Below are 18352 nucleotides of genomic sequence, written 5' to 3'. Positions count from 1 at the left end.
AGTTAGTGATGCTGAAGCGTTTCTTTATTACAGGTACAGACACTTCTGTTGGGAAGACAGTGGTTTCCCGCGCATTACTACAAGCGTTAGCGTCAGGGGGTAAAACTGTCGCGGGTTACAAACCTGTCGCCAAAGGAAGCAAAGAGACACCCGAAGGGTTGCGCAACAAAGATGCGCTGGTGCTGCAGAGTGTCTCTTCTCTTGAATTGCCTTATGAGGCCATCAACCCTATTGCGTTAAGCGAAGATGAAAGTAGCGTGGCGCACAGTGGTCCCATCAATTACACCTTGCTGTCCAACGGTCTGGCGAGTCTGAGTGAAAAGGTGGACCACGTCGTTGTAGAAGGCACTGGCGGGTGGCGGAGTCTGATGAATGACCTTCGCCCATTATCCGAGTGGGTCGTGCAGGAGCAACTCCCGGTACTGATGGTGGTGGGGATCCAGGAAGGCTGCATCAATCATGCGCTGTTGACGGCGCAGGCCATTGCCAATGATGGACTGCCTTTGATGGGGTGGGTTGCAAACCGTATCAACCCAGGTCTTGCACATTATGCAGGGATCATTGATGTGCTGGGTAAAAAAATCCCTGCACCTTTGATCGGTGAACTGCCGTATCTTCCTCGTGCAGAGCAACGTGAACTCGGGCAGTACATCCGCATGTCAATGCTTGGCAGCGTGCTGTCGGTAGATAGAGTCGTGGCGTAACGTTCGCGATAATACCGACGCGATCACGCAAGCCATCAGCAGTCCGGGGAGTAAACGATATTCCCCGGTCATTTCACAAATCATCAGCGTAGACATTATCGGCGCATGCGTGGTGGCTGCCAGTAGCGTTGCCATTCCCGTTAATCCCAGCAGAATCGCTATTTCATCCGGACCCGGAAGCCAGATCCCCCACAGACGGCCAAACAGCATACCAACAGACAGGCCGACGAACAGGGTGGGTGTAAACACGCCGCCAGGTGCGCCGGAACCGCTACTGGCAAGCACGGCCAGCAATTTACAGATGAAGATCCCGGCAATCACGGAAAGCAGCGGCGGGGATAACAAAAAGGACTGCACCACGCTATAGCCATTTCCCCATACCGCTGGCGTCAACAGGGAAAGTAATCCGACCGCCAGGCCCCCCAACGCCAGTTGCCAGGGTGGCGCTAGCTGAAGCCGTAAAAAAACGTTGTGAGTCGCCGTCATTGACCACATCAGCAACGGGCCGCAGAGACCGGCGACCAGCCCCATGCTGATAATCAGCGCGTATTCCCGCACATGCAGGTCGAGGGACAGGTGAACCGTGTAGAGCAGCGCGCTGTTGTCGTTGAGTGCATGGGTCGTTAGTAACGCGACAACGGCGGAGATCACGACCGGTCCCAGTGACGCCAGCATTAATGTGCCGAAGAGGACCTCTGCAATGAACAGACTACCGGCCAGCGGTGCATGATAAGCGCTCGCCATACCCGCTGCGGCTCCGCAGGCAATCCAGAGTTTCCATTCATCACGGGGCGCAAAACGTTGTGCAAAAGCGGAGGCGGCCAGCGCGGCCAGCAGCACCATGGCACCTTCACGCCCAATGGCGCTCCCCGTGGCAACCACCAACAACGACGCCAGCGATTTCACCAGGCTGGAACGGTAATCAAAGGGGTCATCCGTCTGCAGGGCTTCCATGTAATCGGTAGGCGCATGCGGGCGTTGTTGATTCATTTTTTGCCAGCCCCACAGCAGGGCTCCGGCAACGAACCCACCGAGGGCGGGGGTGAGTAAACGCCTTAGCGGTGAAAGACCGGCTGCGGCATTGACCAGACTCCCGGTGTCATTACTCAACAATATCTCTTCGAGGAGCAGCATCGCATAGCGAAATCCGCTCACCGCTAGCGCGGCAAAAATTCCCATTGATGCGGCGAGCCATAAACGGCGAAACAGGGTGCGAAGATCGGGGTAAGCATGTAAACGATGCATGAATAATCGCAGTGTGATGTGATTTTGATAACGGTAGTTTGCGGTGAAATGCGAAAAGAAGCAAAACCGTTCGTGTCGATTGCCGTGGTTAGCGGAGAACGTTAACGCTTACCGACCCATCGAGTCGATAAACGTTAACGACGCTTGTAATCTTAGCGGAACAGCGGTTTCACCGCGACGGGAATTAACAACTGTGACTGCCAACTGGCAAGCGTTTGCCGCGCCAGTTCGCCGAGTGCCTGGTAAAATGGATGGTTGGCATTCTCAATGAAAACTTCCAGAAAACGGCTCGACCAGGGAAGCAGATGCCAGGCCAGAAGCTGTTCGCATTCTGTGTGGCGGTCATTCTCTGCGAGCCATGCAGCCAGAAGCAGAAGAGAACCAAAATGATCTTCGGGTTCATTTTGCTGCATCTCAAACTGGATGCCGTTGTCTCGCATCCACTGGCGTAACGCCAGTGTGGAGTCGCCGAAGAGCACGCTTTCTCTGTCTAACCAGACGGATCCCCAGGGCGGTGAAGGTAACGCCCACGGGCCAACGAACAACCGCTGCCAGGCCTCAGACAGCGATTCATCGCACTCAGCCTGAAAGGTAGCCACCAGCGGCGTTAACAGCGTCTGCGCAAGCGGCCACTGTTTCTGCCAGCCTTCGGTGGTTAATGCGTGGACCAATGGGGTGGCTTCAGCACTGTCTGGCGCGTAGTAAAACAGGGCACCAAGCACGCGCGCCGCCATCGAGTACTCGTTACGTTGTGAAAATGAGGTCATGCAATACATCCTAAAAGGTGCGGATTTCTCCGCACGAGTTTATTAGCCCGCAACCGCCATACCGACCGTCATATGCAGACCATAAAAGAGACCGCGCCCGATTATTTCGCCGCCAAGCACAAGGAGTAATCCGAGCAGCAATCCGGCAATATGCGGCTCTTTACGCCGGACAGTAGGGCATATCCAGCAGCCCAGACCCGCCACAAGGAATATCATGCGGCACACCTGCCAACCGCCATAGTTTCCGACCAATGCACTGGCGTGTTGTACTGAACTGTGTATGCCCGCCAGCGATACTCCCTGCTGTATGATGACGACAACACTTGCTAACAGTGCCAACATGCTAATACCTGCAAAGGGGGTACTGTTGAAGCTCACCCGCGCAGAGCGTAACAGAAGTACGGCGAATAAGGGGCCGCTCAGGAACGCCGTCAGGAAAAAGGCCAGCGTCGTATAACCAGTATACCAGGTGGGCACCGTATCTATCTGGTAGACGCGAGTCATCGCCCAGACAAACACCACACCCAGCACCATGCTGACGATTAACCACAGTTTACTCATGGCTTCCGGCATTTTACCGAAAATTGCCACCAGCCACCAGAATCCGCCTACCGCGAAAAAGAGTGCACCAGAAGCAATTTCATTGCTTAACGCTGATGTGCCTACACGACCAAACGAATTCAATGCTCGCAGCGGTGAACCCAGGTGCATGACTGAGGCCAGAAAACCGACGCCCATGATGACCCAGAGAAAGAACATGCTGCGGACAATCCGCTGCCTGCCTGCTGTATCATCTTTGACAGCGAACCAACCCAGTCCACTCACAATCAATGCGCCGACGACGCATTGCCCGAGTACTGTAAACAGCACTAACGGCCATTCATGCCATCCACTTCCCATCTTACACCTCCTTCGGATTTGCCAGATAACCGGTGGTATCTCCGGTCGGACGGCTATTGGCGTTAGGTTTGATCACAATACTGGGCTTCGTGAAATGCGCGCCCGGTAACGGTGCGACAGCGGCCAGATCGCCATGTTTTTTACGCAACTCTTCAATGGGACCGAAATCCAGCGCACGCAGCGGACAGGACTCCACGCAGATCGGCTTTTTACCGTCGGCGACACGGTCGTGACAACCATCGCACTTGGTCATGTGACCTTTGGCGGCATTGTATTGCGGCGCGCCGTACGGGCAGGCCATATGGCAATAACGGCAACCGATGCAGATATCTTCGTTCACCACCACAAAACCGTCTTCACGTTTATGCATCGCACCGCTTGGGCAGACCTTGGTACAGGCCGGATCTTCACAGTGGTTGCAGGCGATGGAGAGATAATAGGCAAAGACATTCTGGTGCCATACGCCGTTATCTTGCTGCCAGTCGCCGCCGGCATATTCGTAAATGCGACGGAAACTGACGTCCGGGGTTAAATCTTTGTAGTCTTTACAGGCCAGTTCGCAGGTTTTGCAACCGGTGCAACGGCTGGAATCAATAAAAAATCCATACTGGGTTGTCATCGGTTACTCCTTAGACCTTTTCAACCTGAACGAGGTTACTGTGAGAAGGGTTTCCCTTCGCAAGAGGCGACGGTCGGTGAGATGTCAGAATATTCAATGAACCGCCGTGGTCGACCTGGTTGCCGAACATATCCGCGTTGAGCCATGCGCCTTGCCCCATGGCGGTCACACCTGGCAGAATGCGGGGTGTCACTTTAGCGGGAATAAGCATCTGTCCGTTATTGTTAAATACGCGAACGGTATCACCGTTGGAGATTCCACGAGGTGTGGCATCAAGCGGGTTGATCCAGATTTCCTGCGGGCACGCTTGCTGTAAAACGTCAATGTTGCCGTAGCTGGAGTGGGTTCGCGCTTTGTAATGGAATCCGGTGAGCTGTAACGGGTACGTTTTACGAATAGGATCTTCCCATCCGTCAAACCCCGGGGTGTATGCGGGAAGCGGATGCACTATTTCATCGGCCTTTAATTCCCAGGTGTTAGCGATGGTTGCCAGTCGCTCGGAGTAAATTTCTATTTTCCCTGAAGGCGTTTTCAGCGGGTTCGAAACGGGATCTTCACGGAATGAACGAAAGGCAACGTAGTGCTCTTCCGGAGATTTCTTTTTGAAAATACCGGTGGTTTTCATCTCTTCATAATCTGGCATTTCCGGATTGCGCTCTTTGGTTTTAGCATGCAGATATTGGACCCATTCATGCTGTGAGCGACCTTCAGTGAACTTTTGCCAGACATCCGGGCCGAGGCGTTTTGCCACCTCAGAAAGGATTTCGTAGATAGGACGACGTTCAAACTTACGCTGAGTCGCAGGTTGGCCCAGAATCACGTAACCCATATTGCCAGCGGACTCGTGTGAAATGAGATCTTCTTGCTCGGTGGGCATCAGGTCCGGCAAAAGAATGTCGCAATACTTGGCAGACGCCGTCATAAAATGCTCAATCCCGATGATCATTTCGCATTTGCTGTCATCCTGTAAGACCTTATGAGTGTGAGCTATATCGCCGTGTTGGTTAATCAGGGTGTTACTGGCATAACACCACAAAAATTTGATGGGAACATCCAGCGCCTCTTTGCCGCGGACACCGTCACGAGTTGCCGTCATCTCTGTGCCATGATCGATAGCGTCCGTCCAGGTAAAGACGGAAATCTGCGTTTTCACCGGATTATCCAGCATGGAAAACCACTCCACGCCGAGATCCCAGGAACCTTCACGCATGCCAGAGTTACCCCCATTGATACCGACATTGCCTGTCAACACGGAGAGCATCGTAATGGCGCGGGCGGTTTGTTCACCGTTGGAGTGCCGTTGTGGTCCCCAACCCTGGCAGATATAAGCGGGTTTGGCCGAGCCGATTTCACGTGCTATTTGGATGATTTTCTCTGCCGGGATACTGGTAATGTGGGATGCCCAGTGCGGGGTTTTGGCTACGCCATCCGGCCCATCGCCAAGAATATATGCTTTATAGTGTGCGTTACGTGGCGCCGAGGCGGGCAAGGTGGTTTCATCATAGCCGATGCAGTATTTGTCGAGGAATGGCTTATCAATAAGGTCTTCGGTGATCAGCACCCAGGCGATGGCGGCGGCCAGCGCACCGTCAGTTCCGGGACGAATCGGCAACCATTCGTCTTCGCGTCCGGCTGCGGTATCGGTATAGCGTGGGTCGATAACGATCATTCGCGCGTTCGAACGCTCGCGTGCTTGCTCGACATAGTATGTCACGCCGCCGCCGCTCATACGCGTCTCTGCCGGGTTGTTGCCGAACATCACCACCAGCTTCGTATTGGCGATATCGTCAGGACTATTGCCATCATTACTGCCAAACATATAGCTCATGGCCGCGCCAATCTGTGCGGTGCTATAGCTACCGTAGCGACTGAGATAGCCACCGCAGGCGTTCATTAGGCGATAGGGGACGTTGGAATTGGTGATATTTCCGCCATCAACGCCAGTGCCGTACAGAACGTGTACCGCTTCGTTGCCGTAATCTTTAAGAATACGTTTAAGGTTGTTCGCGACGGCATCCAGCGCTTCATCCCAACTGATGCGCACAAATTTACCCTCTCCACGCTTACCCACACGTTTCATCGGATACTTGAGGCGATCCGGGTGATTCATACGCCGACGAATAGAGCGTCCACGTAAACAGGCACGTACCTGATGATTACCGTAGGTATCGTCGCCAGTCGTGTCAGATTCCACCCAATAAACCGCGTCATCTTTGACGTGCAAACGTAACAAGCAACGACTGCCGCAGTTGACGGTACAGGAACTCCAGACGACTTTTTCCTCCGTAGGGTCAGGAGAAACGCTACTTGCCGCGTGGGAGAGGCGAGAAAAAGGGAGGGTGAATGCGCTGCTGACGAGTGCCAGGCTACCAATGGCTGACGTTTTCACCAGACTACGGCGACTGACACTTGCGTTCATCAGTGCCTCAGGTGCGGGAATTTTCATAGAAACTCACTTTGCTTATCCAGTTTAATAAACAGAAATGCGTGATATTCAGGGTGCAATTGCCGGGAATCACCGCCACGTAAGGTGTCCCTGAAACGCCGGTTAACGTCTCAGAAGCGGGATTTATATTTTCTCGATTTCCACCAAATGAGTGTGCTGCGGATTCCCTTTAGCCAGGAGGCAGGGCGCAGTAATGCCTCCATGCTGCACATCTCTGGACATACTCACACTGTGGTAACGAACGTGTTATAAAATGATTTAGATAGAAACTAATATCCTGCTAATCATTTAGGGAGTTTACACTTATTAGATGAGTGGTTATTAATCCATATCAATATAAGTGATGCCCTCCGGGAACGGAGGGCGAAAGGGGGATTACTGCGGTTCGACGGCGTGTCCGTCCTGAGATGCGCTGCTGTTGGCTGGAGCGTTTCCGCTACTCGTGCGGGTATAGAGGATTTTGTGGGTGTCGTTTGCACAATGCCCCACAACCTGCGAATCAGGCTGATCGGCCTGATCGTTCGGCACGATGTTTAAGGTAAAACTCGATTCCGCTACGCCGTTGTTGATGATCCGCTGCTCAATATCGCTTTTGACTCTTTCGCACGATTCCGGTGCAGCCATCACCCACGGGGAGGCGGTCATCAGTAAAAAGACGGCAATTCCTCTGGTTAGGTTCATCATCCACTCCTTCTATAGAAAACAATAAATAAAGCATAGCATCTGTAGTATACGCCTCTGTATTTGAACGCAACCCGTTGAGGGTTCTTAAAAATAACGTCACTTTCCCAAATATCCCCAAACCAATACAGCCCGCTTGTCCTCATCATTATTACTGCATGCCGCCCTGGGGGCGCACAAAAAACAACCGCCGTTGGTATACTTTGAGGGCGACCATGCGCGTATTCAATCTAAGGAGGTGCGCAATGGACATTGCAGAAGTGAAATCATTCGGTATTCCCGACGAAGTGCGCGAGTTTCCGTATGGACGACTGGAGCTCCTGAATATAGGGGGAGCGATCGTCGGTCGTGCGGTTCTGGAGCCAGGATGGCGATGGGCGACGTCCGTGCAGCCCATCGTCGGTACGAAGAGTTGTGAAGCACCTCATTTTCAGTATCACGTTGCCGGGGTACTGCGGGTGAAAATGGACGATGGCTCTGAATTCGATTGTCTGCCCGGTAGCTTGTCACGCATTCCTCCCGGCCACGATGCCTGGGTTGTGGGAGATGAATCCGTGGTCATTGTTGACTTCCAGGGAATGGTCGATTGGGCTAAACATAAAGAGGGTGGCTGTACTGACTCGCCATAAAGCAAAAAAGACCTGTGCGATGATCGTCATTTATCATCGTATAGAGGGCCCATTCTTCGGCGTGGGCCTTTTCTTTGTGGACAAAACTGTGGTGTAACCCTCTGTATTTGCTAATATGATTGAGAATCTTCCCTGTAACGCGGTGAATAATGTGACGAAAAAGGCGCTCCTGAGTTTTCTGTGTGTGATGGTTGCTGGATGTGACAACGCAACAAGTCTGGTTTCGTACACGCCGGAAATGGCCAGCTTTTCCAATGAATTTGATTTTGATCCGTTACGGGGTCCCGTGAAAGATTTCAGCCAGACATTGATGAATGATAAAGGCGAAGTGGCGAAACGGGTCAGCGGCACGTTATCGCAGGAAGGCTGCTTTGATACGCTTGAACTTCACGATGTGGAAAACAATACCGGCCTGGCATTAGTGCTGGACGCCAATTTTTACCGTGATGCCGAAACGCTGGAAAAAAGGGTGCGCTTGCAGGGGAAATGCCAACTGGCGGAATTGCCTTCGGCAGGGGTTGTCTGGGATACCGATGATAACGGTTTCGTCGTTAGCGCAGCGGGCAAAGAGATGAACGTGCAGTACCGCTACGACGCTGATGGATATCCGTTGGGCAAGACCACGGTCACCAAAGACAATAAATTGTCGGTCAATTCTAAACCGTCTGCGGACCCGCTAAAAAAAATGGATTATACCGCCGTGACTCTGCTTAACGACCGGCCCGTGGGGAATGTGAAGCAAACCTGCGAATATGACGCCCACGCCAACCCGGTCAACTGCCAGCTTATTATTGTCGATGAAAGCGCTAAACCAGCAGTTGAACGGAGTTACACCATTAAAAATACCATTGAGTATTACTAAACCGCAGTTTACTGCGCGGTGGGTTTCAGCAGGTTAGCACTTGGCGTTTTGTGTTGCGCCAAATACTGCTGCTGGAAGATACACATCCGAATGGTATTGCGGTATTCGCCGTTGATAAAAAACTCATGAATTAATTCACCTTCGATCATAAAACCTAATTTGCGATAGATGTGAATCGCTTTCTCGTTTTCTTTATCGACGATCAGGTACAGCTTGTAGAGATTGAGCACGGTAAAACCGTAATCCATCGCCAGTTTTGCTGCGCGAGAGGCCAGACCTTTCCCTTGATAATCCGGAGAAATAATGATCTGGAATTCGGCCCGGCGATGCACATGGTTAATTTCGACCAGTTCAACCAGACCGACTTTCTCGCCGTTACATTCCACGACAAAGCGGCGCTCGCTCTGGTCATGAATGTGTTTGTCATACAGATCTGACAGCTCGACAAAGGCTTCATAGGGTTCTTCAAACCAATAACGCATCACGCTGGCGTTATTATCGAGCTGGTGTACAAAGCGTAAATCTTCGCGCTCAAGCGGGCGTAGTTTGACACTCTGGGCGCTTGTCATACGATATCCTTACATTCCTTCGTGAACTTTTATTTAAGGTGCAACAGTGCGGCCGGTGCGACGATCCAGGCAGCGAAGGGTATTCGGTTCCCAGTACGCGTTGATATTCGCGCTTTGTTCACATTTATCGCGCTTATCAAACGCCGCGTCAGCTTTATCCCACTCTTTTTCTGTGCGTGTATTCACTTTATTGCGCAGCTTACGCGTATCGTTCCACTGTTCTTTTTCCATCGCGGCCTGCTGACGGCTTTGTGCGCTGTCACCGGATTCAATCACCAGTTTGCTGGTTTCTGCCATTGCACAAGTGGTGTACATGACGGCACCCAGCGTAAGCATTGCCGTCAGGCACAGGCGTTTGCTAAGTGTTTTGTTCATTGTCAGTTCCTTTAAATGAATGGGCTAAAAGCGGTTTAATGCGCCCAAATTCTACACTATTTCCGCGCGCAGGGCATACCCGCCTTAAGGGCATGGATACGTTGAGAATATTCTGACGTATCATGGTTAAATCGACGGTCACTCAATACGAATAATGCTAAAAATCACGCTGCTCTTTTTTGTTACGGCGCTATGCGAAATCATAGGCTGCTTTTTACCCTGGCTTTGGCTTAAACGGGGCGCAACGGCCTGGCTGCTGGTTCCGGCGGGCGTTTCACTGGCGCTGTTTGTCTGGTTGCTGACACTGCATCCGGCGGCCAGCGGGCGAGTTTATGCGGCCTATGGCGGCGTCTATGTCTGCACAGCCTTGCTGTGGCTGCGTTTTGTCGACGGCATAAAGCTCAGTGTGTATGACTGGTCAGGCGCTGCGATAGCGCTTTGTGGCATGTTGATTATCGTGGCGGGCTGGGGACGCGTTTAAGCGTCCCATTTTTGTGACGAATGAGCGATTTTTTGATCGCTATACTTGTATGGTAGTAGCTCAGTTAGGTAAATTCTCTGCATCACACAAGAGATGTAAGGAATAAAAATGAAGATTGTAGGGGCTGAAGTCTTTGTCACCTGTCCGGGACGTAACTTTGTTACTCTGAAGATTACGACGGAAGACGGTATTACCGGTCTTGGCGATGCTACGCTCAATGGGCGTGAGTTGTCGGTCGCATCGTATCTGAAAGATCATCTTTGCCCTCAGTTGATTGGCCGTGACGCGCACCGGATCGAAGATATCTGGCAGTTCTTTTATAAAGGCGCTTACTGGCGTCGTGGCCCGGTCACGATGTCGGCCATCTCTGCTGTTGATATGGCGCTGTGGGACATCAAAGCGAAAGCCGCCAACATGCCGCTGTATCAGTTGCTGGGCGGTGCTTCTCGCGAAGGCGTGATGGTGTATTGCCACACTACCGGTCATACGGTCGACGATGTGCTGGAAGATTATGCCCGTCATAAAGAGATGGGGTTTAAAGCGATCCGCGTGCAGTGCGGCGTACCGGGTATGAAAACTACCTACGGCATGGCGAAGGGGAAAGGGCAGGCTTACGAGCCTGCGACAAAAGGGCAGTGGCCGGAAGAGCAACTGTGGTCAACGGAGAAATACCTCGACTTTACCCCCAAACTGTTTGAAGCCGTGCGCAGCAAATTTGGTTTTGATGAGCACTTACTGCACGACATGCATCACCGCCTGACGCCCATCGAAGCGGCGCGTTTTGGTAAGAGCATTGAAGACCACCGCCTGTTCTGGATGGAAGATCCCACACCTGCGGAGAACCAGGAATGTTTCCGCCTGATCCGCCAGCATACGGTCACGCCTATCGCGGTCGGCGAAGTCTTTAACAGCATCTGGGATTGTAAACAGCTGATTGAAGAGCAACTGATCGACTACATCCGTACCACGATTACACACGCAGGCGGCATTACCGGCATGCGCCGTATCGCTGATTTTGCCTCTCTGTATCAGGTTCGTACCGGTTCACACGGCCCATCCGATCTCTCTCCTGTTTGTATGGCTGCGGCGCTGCACTTTGACCTGTGGGTGCCGAATTTCGGGGTTCAGGAATACATGGGATATTCCGAGCAAATGCTGGAAGTTTTCCCGCATAACTGGACGTTTGACAACGGTTATATGCACCCTGGCGATAAACCGGGTCTGGGCATCGAGTTTGATGAAAAACTGGCGGCGAAATATCCCTACGAACCGGCCTATTTGCCTGTGGCACGTCTGGAAGATGGCACCTTGTGGAACTGGTAATTAAAGCGAATTAGCTAATACAGGAAATTAAACATGGACTTCATTAATGATCGTTTCATGATCGACAATGAAGTCGGTGCTCGGTTGTATCATGACGTCGCAAAAGATCTGCCGATCATCGATTATCATTGCCATCTTGACGCAAAAGACATTTACGAAAATAAAAGCGTTGAAGATATTACCCAGCTTTGGCTTGCTGGCGACCATTATAAATGGCGTGCGATGCGCGCCAATGGCATAGATGAGCGTTTTATTACCGGTGATGCAAGTGCTGAAGATAAATTCAAGGCATGGGCCGAGACAGTGGAAGTTGCTTTTGGTAATCCACTGTATCACTGGACCCATCTGGAGCTGAGTAAATATTTTGACTGCAATGTGAACCTCGATAGCCAGAACTGGCGTGATGTGATGGAACACTGCAATCGGGTGATTAAACAGAACGATTTTAGACCGCGTTATTTAATGGAGCGTTCAAACGTAGAGGTTATTTGTACAACCGACGCGCCGCTGGATTCTCTGGAGTATCATCGGTTATTAAAACAGGATGAAACCTTTTCCATTAAGGTTCTGCCGACATTTCGCCCGGATGATGTGTTTAATGAAAACGCGATTGAGTTCGCATGTTTTATTACAAAACTCTCTCAGTTAACGGATGTCAGGATAGAAACGTTTGATCACTTTGCCGAGGCCATTGGCAAACGTATTGATTGGTTTCATGTGAACGGTTGTCGTATTTCCGATCATGGTCCGGTCAGTATTGATTATCAGGCAAGTGAACCGGAACATGTGAATGACCTTTTTTCCCGTAAGGCAGGAGGCGCGCTCCTGACGGGGGCAGAAGAAGCACAGCTCAATAGCTCTATTTTTGTCATGCTCGCCGGTCACTACAAGCAAAGAAACTGGGCGATGCAGATTCACTTCGGTGCGATCCGCAATAATAACCGTCAAATGTGTCAACAATTGGGCATTAATACGGGGTTTGATTCGATCAACGATCAGTCGCATCTCGCGTCATCGCTCAATCAGTTGCTGGATGCAATGGCACAGGCAAACGCATTGCCGAAAACCATTCTTTATAACCTCAATGCGACCTATAACGACGTGGTTGCGACGACTATCGCTAATTTCCAGAGTGCAGAATACGGCGTTAATTCACCAATGCAGTTTGGTTCCGGTTGGTGGTTTAACGATACGCGTCGCGGGATGGAGAATCAGTTAAATAGCCTGGCCGATCAGGGATTACTGATGCATTTCATCGGCATGTTGACGGACTCACGTAGCTTTGTTTCCTATACCCGGCACGACTACTTTCGCAGAATACTCTGCAATCTCATCGGTGGATGGGTCGATAAAGGTGAGGTGCCGAATAATCAACAAATCCTGACGCGAATGATTAGAAATATTTGCCACGATAATGCCAATAACTATTTTAAATTCTGAGACGTTTTGTTGAGGATAGAACATGACTCGTACCAATAGAAAAATAACAATTCCAACTAGTATCGGCTATGGCATGACAGATATTATGGGAGGCGGTGCATTTACGGTTATTGGCGCATGGCTCCTGTTTTTCTATACCACGTTTGTCGGGCTGTCGCCAGTAGAGGCTGCATCGATAGTGGCGATTGCAAGGATCGTCGATGCGATTGTTAGCTTATTTATGGGCTCTTTTACTGACCATTTTTATAAAAATGCGCTAGGTAAAAAATTTGGCAGAAGACGTTTCTTCTTGCTCATTGGCGCGCCATTAATGCTGGTTTATATTTTACTGTGGGTGACTGGAATGAATTTCTGGTTCTACCTTTCAGTATACCTGGCATTTGAAATTATCGCTGCGATGGTATTGATTCCATGGGAAACATTACCTTCTGAAATGACAAAAGATTTTAATGGCCGGACGAAGCTTTCCACCTGCCGTATGTTTCTTTCTGCAACCGGGACTTTCCTCGCAACATTCATTCCGGGGTTATTAATCGGTCATTTCGGGGAACATGACCCCAATGCCTATTTTATCAACGGCGTGGTCTTTGCGGTGATGTTCATGGTATGCGTATTTATTTCCTGGAAGGTGACATGGGAACGTGATTTAACGCCGGAAATGCTGGCAGAACTTGAGTGCAGTAGCCAACCCACTACGCTTGCGGAAAAGGTGGCGTTGGTAGGACAACTGTTCAAAGAATATGCCTCGACGTTAAAAGTGCGTGCGTTCAGAAAACATCTGGCCATTTATCTTTTTTCCTTTACGGCGAAAGATGTCTACAACACAGTCTTTGTCTTTTTCTGTGTTTACTGCCTGAACGTTTCTTCAGCACTGGCAGGTACATTGTTGTCAATGAGCATCGTTGGGTTACCCGTCACACTTCTGGCAGGGGTAGCGATCATTAAATACGGCCCATCACGGCTTTACGTTTTTGCCTACACATTGATGATGCTGTGTCTGATCGGTCTGTTTATGGTGTACCAGTTCCCGGGGGATAGCAAAGTCACATTGCTGGTGGTTCTTGCCGCGGTGTATCAGGTGGGGCGTTGCGTGCTGGAGTTCACCCCATGGAACGTATTCCCGTTCATTCCAGACATTGATGAAATGATCACCCGCCAACGTCGTGAAGGTCTGTTTGCCGCAGTGATGACCTTCTCCCGTAAGACGACGGTCGCTATCGCGACTTTCATCGTGGGTTTGATGTTGCAGAGTGGAGGATTTGTGAAGGGGAGTCAGGTCCAGCCTGAACAAGCCGTTAATACCATTGCTACGCTGCTATTTGCAGGAACTGCGGGGCTGTTAATTCTGGCGATGTGGCAGGCGGTAACATTCCATCTGAATAAACGAACCCACAAAATTTTTGTCGATGAAATTGATCGTTTAAAAGCCAATGGTGCGAAGCAGGATGTGGATCCTGAAACCCGCCGCATTGTCGAAGATCTGACTGGCTATTCTTATGACGCGCTATGGTGCGAAACGGATAAGACGGTCGTTAAGAAAACCTCAACCATCACGATGAGTTAATAAAAGGCATCCCTGCCGCGAGGCAGGGGTGTCACATAACTTCAAGATGATGTCATACCAATTGCAAAAAGCTTAATTCAAATCAAAACATACAACCATACAGGCGTTACTCTGAGACGGTCCTGATTTCATTAAAAAGTAGGTCATACAATGCAAAACAAGCTCTTAACGGCAAAGGCTGCGCTTCCGGACTACGATCGCACCAAACTGGTGCCGCGTATTGTTCATCTGGGGTTTGGTGCGTTTCACCGTGCGCATCAGGGAGTCTACACCGATATTCTGGCAGCAGAGCACAACAGTGACTGGGGGTATTGTGAAGTCAACCTGATCGGCGGCGAGCAGCAGATTGCCGACCTGAAACAGCAAGATAACCTGTACACCGTGGCAGAAATGTCGGCAGATGCCTGGACGGCAAGAGTTGTCGGCGTGGTGAAAAATGCCCTGCATGCCCAGGTCGATGGTCTTGAAGCTGTGCTGGGTGCGATGTGCGAGGCGCAGGTTGCGATTGTGTCCCTGACGATTACTGAGAAAGGATATTGTCATTCTCCGGCGACAGGGCAACTGATGCTGGATCACCCGATGATCGCAGGCGATCTGCAAAACCCGCAGCAGCCTAAGTCCGCGGTGGGGGTTATTGTTGAAGCGCTGGCGCGCCGTAAAGCGGCAGGTTTGCCTGCATTTACCGTGATGTCCTGCGATAACATGCCTGAGAACGGTCATGTGATGCGTAATGTGGTGATGGCTTATGCGCGTGCCGTTAATGCTGAACTGGCGCAGTGGATCGAACAAAACGTCACGTTCCCTTCCACGATGGTTGACCGTATCGTTCCTGCCGTCACCCCTGATACGCTGGACAAAATTGAACAGTTAACTGGTGTGCGCGACCCTGCGGGTGTGGCGTGCGAGCCGTTCCGCCAGTGGGTGATTGAGGACAATTTTGCAGCAGGGCGTCCGGAATGGGAAAAAGCCGGTGCCGAACTGGTTGCCGATGTCATCCCGTTTGAAGAGATGAAGCTGCGCATGCTGAACGGTAGCCACTCTTTCCTGGCATACCTTGGCTATCTGGCGGGTTATCAGCATATCAATGATTGTATGGGAGACGAAAATTACCGTCTCGCAGCGCGTGCGTTGATGCTGCAGGAACAGGCACCAACCCTGAAAGTGACAGGCGTCGATCTGAAGCGTTACGCCGACTTACTGATTGAACGCTATAGCAACCCGGCGTTGCGCCACCGTACCTGGCAGATTGCGATGGACGGTAGCCAGAAGCTGCCTCAGCGTATGCTGGACTCTGTTCGCTGGCATCTGGCGCATAACAGCAGTTTTGATTTGCTGGCGCTGGGCGTTGCAGGTTGGATGCGCTACGTCGGTGGTGTGGACGAGCAGGGCAATGCGATTGAGGTAAACGATCCGCTGCTCCCTGTTATTCAGAAAGCGGTTCAGGAAAGCCAGGAAGGTGAAAGCCGCGTTCAGGCGTTGCTGGGCATTGACGCGATCTTCGGTAATGAGCTGCCACATGAAGGTCTGTTTACCCGCAAAGTGACTGACGCGTATCTGTCTTTGTTGGCAGACGGTGCGAAAGCGACCGTTGCAACGTACGCAGCGAAACAGAAATAACCGTACTGACGTCGTCGAAATGTGTTGGATGTAGCCGGGAATGGCGGTGTCGCTTCCCGGCAGTAACATCATTGCAATGCCGCCAGGGGCGGCATTGACACCATTTAGTTCATGCCGAGACGAATCAGTTCGATGGGCGCAAACTTACCCTCACAACCTTCAACTTCCACGGTTTTCCCGCGACGGATCTGTGCTGCATCAAGGCCATCGGTATCAATTGAAGTAATTTTCCCCGTATGTCCTGTGCCGCTAATCATGACCCGGCTGCCAGTGGTGATTGCGTTACGGTTACGATCGTATGTCATCATGGTGTTTTCTCCTTTCTAACTTACCGTCAAAGCCCGTGGGCTTTTAGTCCCACGTAACGGGCGTCATATAAATACGCCTCTTGCGAAGGATTTTTTTTGTTTTTGATCAAGCTCACGGCTTTTTTGGTAAGGATGTGCGGGGAGAAAAACGAGTGAGAACTCACCCCGTGAGGGGTGAGGGGGAGAATTATTCTTCGCTAAACCAGTCGCTGTTTTCCTGGCGAATAAGCTGTACGGATCCACCGATTTCCTGCAGGTGGACAGTCATCGCACGTTCAACGGCGTCAGCGTCATGCTTTTCGAGCGCGGCAAAAATATCATGATGCTGTCTGAGCAGCATCTCAGGCGGTGACACGTGATCGAGGCTCATATAGCGCACACGGTCAATTGTCGCCTTAATATTCTCAATGGTGTCCCAGGCCAGTTGGCAATCAGCAATGGTCGCCAGTTTCTGGTGAAACTCATCATCAAGCTGGAAGAAATCATTAAGCTGTTTACGATCAATCGCAATACGCTGCTGATGCAGGTTCTGTTCCAGCTGATAGCACTGGCTGTCAGTCATCATTGACGCAGCGCGACGGGCAACCGCGCACTCTATCGCCTGACGGACAAAACACCCATTCTGCACCTGCGACAACGAAATTTTGTTCACATAGCTACCGCGCTGCGGACGGATCTGGATCAGTCCATTTTCCGCCAGCTTGATAAACGCTTCCCGCACGGGCTGGCGTGAAACATTAAAGCGTACAGAAACTTCTTTTTCAGAAAGCGGTGTGCCAGGTGCAATCAGGCAATGCACGATGTCACGACGAAGAATGCGGTATATTTGCTGATTTACCGGCTGTGTAGGGTTGAGTTGCGTTTCGACGGTCATACGCTCTTACTTTTTAGAAAGTTAACCCGGTTATTCTACCATTTTTTTGCCGTGGGCTATACCCGGCCAGAGGCCGGGTAGCGTAATTAGTTTCGATGAACGCTCAGTCCGGCAAAGGATTGTGTTACGGGCATCATTTCCAGGGTATTGATATTCACGTGAGCGGGTAATGTGGCCACCCACCATACCGCTTCAGTCACATCTTCGGGGGTTAATGCCGTTGTGTTTTCATAGGCTTTGCCCGCTTTCGCATCGTCACCTTTGAAGCGAACGTTTGAGAACTCGGTTCCGCCTACCAGTCCCGGCTCAACGTCCGTGACGCGAACCGCGGTACCGTGTAAATCGGTGCGCAGGTTAAGGCTGAACTGGCGAACAAACGCCTTGGTTGCACCATAGACGTTGCCACCGGCGTACGGCCAACTGCCTGCCGTAGAGCCAATGTTGATGATATGACCACGATTACGCTCAACCATGCCCGGCAGCACGGCGCGAGTCATATAAATCAAGCCTTTATTGTTGGTATCGATCATGGTTTCCCAGTCGTCAACGTTGGCTTTGTGTGCGGGTTCAAGCCCGAGAGCCAGCCCAGCGTTGTTGACCAGAATATCGATGTTGCGCCAGTTGGCGGGGAGCGATGCCAGCATTTGTTCAATGGCTGCGCGATTACGCACATCCAGTTGTGCCGTTAGCAGGTTCTCTCCCAGCTCATCTTTTAACTCCTGAAGGCGTTCCTGGCGGCGGCCCGTGGCAATCACTTTATGGCCATTCTCAATAAAACGACGTGTAATGCACTCACCAAAGCCTGCCGTTGCACCGGTAACTAAAACGATCATCTCACTGTTCCTCAACGCTTTTTGTGTTGTACTACCATAGCACGCGATATCTGTTAGGGGGTAATCCTGGTTAACGAGATTGCGGTCATTTCAAGGGAGGCCTACTCTATTGAAC

Annotated in this window: 19 protein-coding genes; 8 read left to right on the top strand and 11 right to left on the bottom strand. The window is 51.2% G+C overall.

What is annotated here, in order from left to right; all coding sequences use genetic code 11:
* Positions 1–8 precede the first annotated feature (8 nt).
* Positions 9–704 carry a dethiobiotin synthase gene (gene bioD / locus P2W74_RS12440; protein ID WP_276291819.1) on the top strand — a complete coding sequence of 232 codons (696 nt, stop codon included), beginning with the start codon at positions 9–11 and terminating at the stop codon, positions 702–704.
* Here bioD and clcB read toward each other — a convergent pair.
* The 6 genes from clcB to P2W74_RS12410 all read right to left on the bottom strand — a co-directional run bounded on the left by clcB (position 660) and on the right by P2W74_RS12410 (position 7362).
* Positions 660–1949: a voltage-gated ClC-type chloride channel ClcB gene (clcB, locus tag P2W74_RS12435; protein ID WP_276291818.1), complete on the bottom strand. Its 1290-nt coding sequence runs from the start codon at positions 1947–1949 to the stop codon at positions 660–662. The genes bioD and clcB overlap by 45 nt on opposite strands.
* Positions 1950–2101: 152 nt before the next feature.
* Positions 2102–2716, bottom strand: a complete 615-nt coding sequence (gene dmsD, locus P2W74_RS12430; RefSeq protein WP_276291817.1) for a Tat proofreading chaperone DmsD — start codon at positions 2714–2716, stop codon at positions 2102–2104.
* A gap of 42 nt (positions 2717–2758) precedes the next feature.
* Positions 2759–3616: a dimethyl sulfoxide reductase anchor subunit family protein gene (locus P2W74_RS12425; protein ID WP_276291816.1), complete on the bottom strand. Its 858-nt coding sequence runs from the start codon at positions 3614–3616 to the stop codon at positions 2759–2761.
* Between the two features lies 1 nt (position 3617).
* Positions 3618–4235: a DMSO/selenate family reductase complex B subunit gene (locus tag P2W74_RS12420; RefSeq protein WP_276291815.1), complete on the bottom strand. Its 618-nt coding sequence runs from the start codon at positions 4233–4235 to the stop codon at positions 3618–3620.
* 10 nt (positions 4236–4245) lie between these two features.
* Entirely contained in the window at positions 4246–6681 is a 2436-nt protein-coding gene (ynfF, locus tag P2W74_RS12415) for a selenate/tellurate reductase subunit YnfF (RefSeq protein ID WP_276291814.1), read from the bottom strand.
* 375 nt (positions 6682–7056) lie between these two features.
* Entirely contained in the window at positions 7057–7362 is a 306-nt protein-coding gene (locus P2W74_RS12410) for a DUF1161 domain-containing protein (protein ID WP_407649481.1), read from the bottom strand.
* Between the two features lie 245 nt (positions 7363–7607).
* On the opposite strand from P2W74_RS12410, the gene P2W74_RS12405 reads away from it, so the two are divergent.
* Positions 7608–7991 carry a cupin domain-containing protein gene (locus tag P2W74_RS12405; protein WP_276291812.1) on the top strand — a complete coding sequence of 128 codons (384 nt, stop codon included), beginning with the start codon at positions 7608–7610 and terminating at the stop codon, positions 7989–7991.
* Positions 7992–8178: 187 nt separating this feature from the next.
* Positions 8179–8853 carry a YnfC family lipoprotein gene (locus P2W74_RS12400; RefSeq protein WP_276295186.1) on the top strand — a complete coding sequence of 225 codons (675 nt, stop codon included), beginning with the start codon at positions 8179–8181 and terminating at the stop codon, positions 8851–8853.
* An 8-nt stretch (positions 8854–8861) separates the two neighbouring features.
* On the opposite strand, the gene speG is transcribed toward P2W74_RS12400, so the two are convergent.
* Together speG and P2W74_RS12390 are read right to left on the bottom strand one after the other, a co-directional pair.
* Entirely contained in the window at positions 8862–9422 is a 561-nt protein-coding gene (gene speG / locus P2W74_RS12395; protein ID WP_276291811.1) for a spermidine N1-acetyltransferase, read from the bottom strand.
* A gap of 33 nt (positions 9423–9455) precedes the next feature.
* Positions 9456–9797: a DUF1283 family protein gene (locus tag P2W74_RS12390; RefSeq protein ID WP_192612160.1), complete on the bottom strand. Its 342-nt coding sequence runs from the start codon at positions 9795–9797 to the stop codon at positions 9456–9458.
* 154 nt (positions 9798–9951) lie between these two features.
* On the opposite strand from P2W74_RS12390, the gene P2W74_RS12385 reads away from it, so the two are divergent.
* From P2W74_RS12385 to P2W74_RS12365, 5 genes are all read left to right on the top strand, one after another.
* Positions 9952–10278 carry a YnfA family protein gene (locus P2W74_RS12385; protein ID WP_276291810.1) on the top strand — a complete coding sequence of 109 codons (327 nt, stop codon included), beginning with the start codon at positions 9952–9954 and terminating at the stop codon, positions 10276–10278.
* 108 nt (positions 10279–10386) lie between these two features.
* On the top strand, positions 10387–11601 hold the full coding sequence (gene rspA / locus P2W74_RS12380) for a starvation-sensing protein RspA (protein ID WP_276291809.1): 1215 nt from the start codon (positions 10387–10389) through the stop codon (positions 11599–11601).
* A gap of 33 nt (positions 11602–11634) precedes the next feature.
* Positions 11635–13041, top strand: coding sequence for a glucuronate isomerase (gene uxaC / locus P2W74_RS12375; protein ID WP_276291808.1), 1407 nt, complete (start codon positions 11635–11637; stop codon positions 13039–13041).
* A 22-nt stretch (positions 13042–13063) separates the two neighbouring features.
* A complete protein-coding gene (locus P2W74_RS12370; protein ID WP_276291807.1) occupies positions 13064–14605 on the top strand; it encodes an MFS transporter in 1542 nt (513 codons plus the stop codon).
* 150 nt (positions 14606–14755) lie between these two features.
* Positions 14756–16222 carry a mannitol dehydrogenase family protein gene (locus tag P2W74_RS12365; protein WP_276291806.1) on the top strand — a complete coding sequence of 489 codons (1467 nt, stop codon included), beginning with the start codon at positions 14756–14758 and terminating at the stop codon, positions 16220–16222.
* A gap of 104 nt (positions 16223–16326) precedes the next feature.
* Here P2W74_RS12365 and ydfZ read toward each other — a convergent pair whose 3' ends face one another.
* The 3 genes from ydfZ to ydfG form a co-directional block, all read right to left on the bottom strand.
* Positions 16327–16530: a putative selenium delivery protein YdfZ gene (gene ydfZ, locus P2W74_RS12360; protein ID WP_192612166.1), complete on the bottom strand. Its 204-nt coding sequence runs from the start codon at positions 16528–16530 to the stop codon at positions 16327–16329.
* Between the two features lie 187 nt (positions 16531–16717).
* Positions 16718–17404, bottom strand: coding sequence for a GntR family transcriptional regulator (locus tag P2W74_RS12355; RefSeq protein WP_276291805.1), 687 nt, complete (start codon positions 17402–17404; stop codon positions 16718–16720).
* A gap of 86 nt (positions 17405–17490) precedes the next feature.
* Positions 17491–18237 (bottom strand): bifunctional NADP-dependent 3-hydroxy acid dehydrogenase/3-hydroxypropionate dehydrogenase YdfG, encoded by a 747-nt coding sequence (gene ydfG / locus P2W74_RS12350; RefSeq protein ID WP_276291804.1) that lies wholly within the window; start codon positions 18235–18237, stop codon positions 17491–17493.
* Positions 18238–18352 lie beyond the last annotated feature (115 nt).

The organism is Citrobacter enshiensis, from assembly GCF_029338175.1.
In the GTDB taxonomy this organism is placed as follows: Bacteria; Pseudomonadota; Gammaproteobacteria; order Enterobacterales; family Enterobacteriaceae; genus Citrobacter_D; species Citrobacter_D enshiensis.
This window is presented reverse-complemented; position numbering and strand designations above follow the sequence as displayed.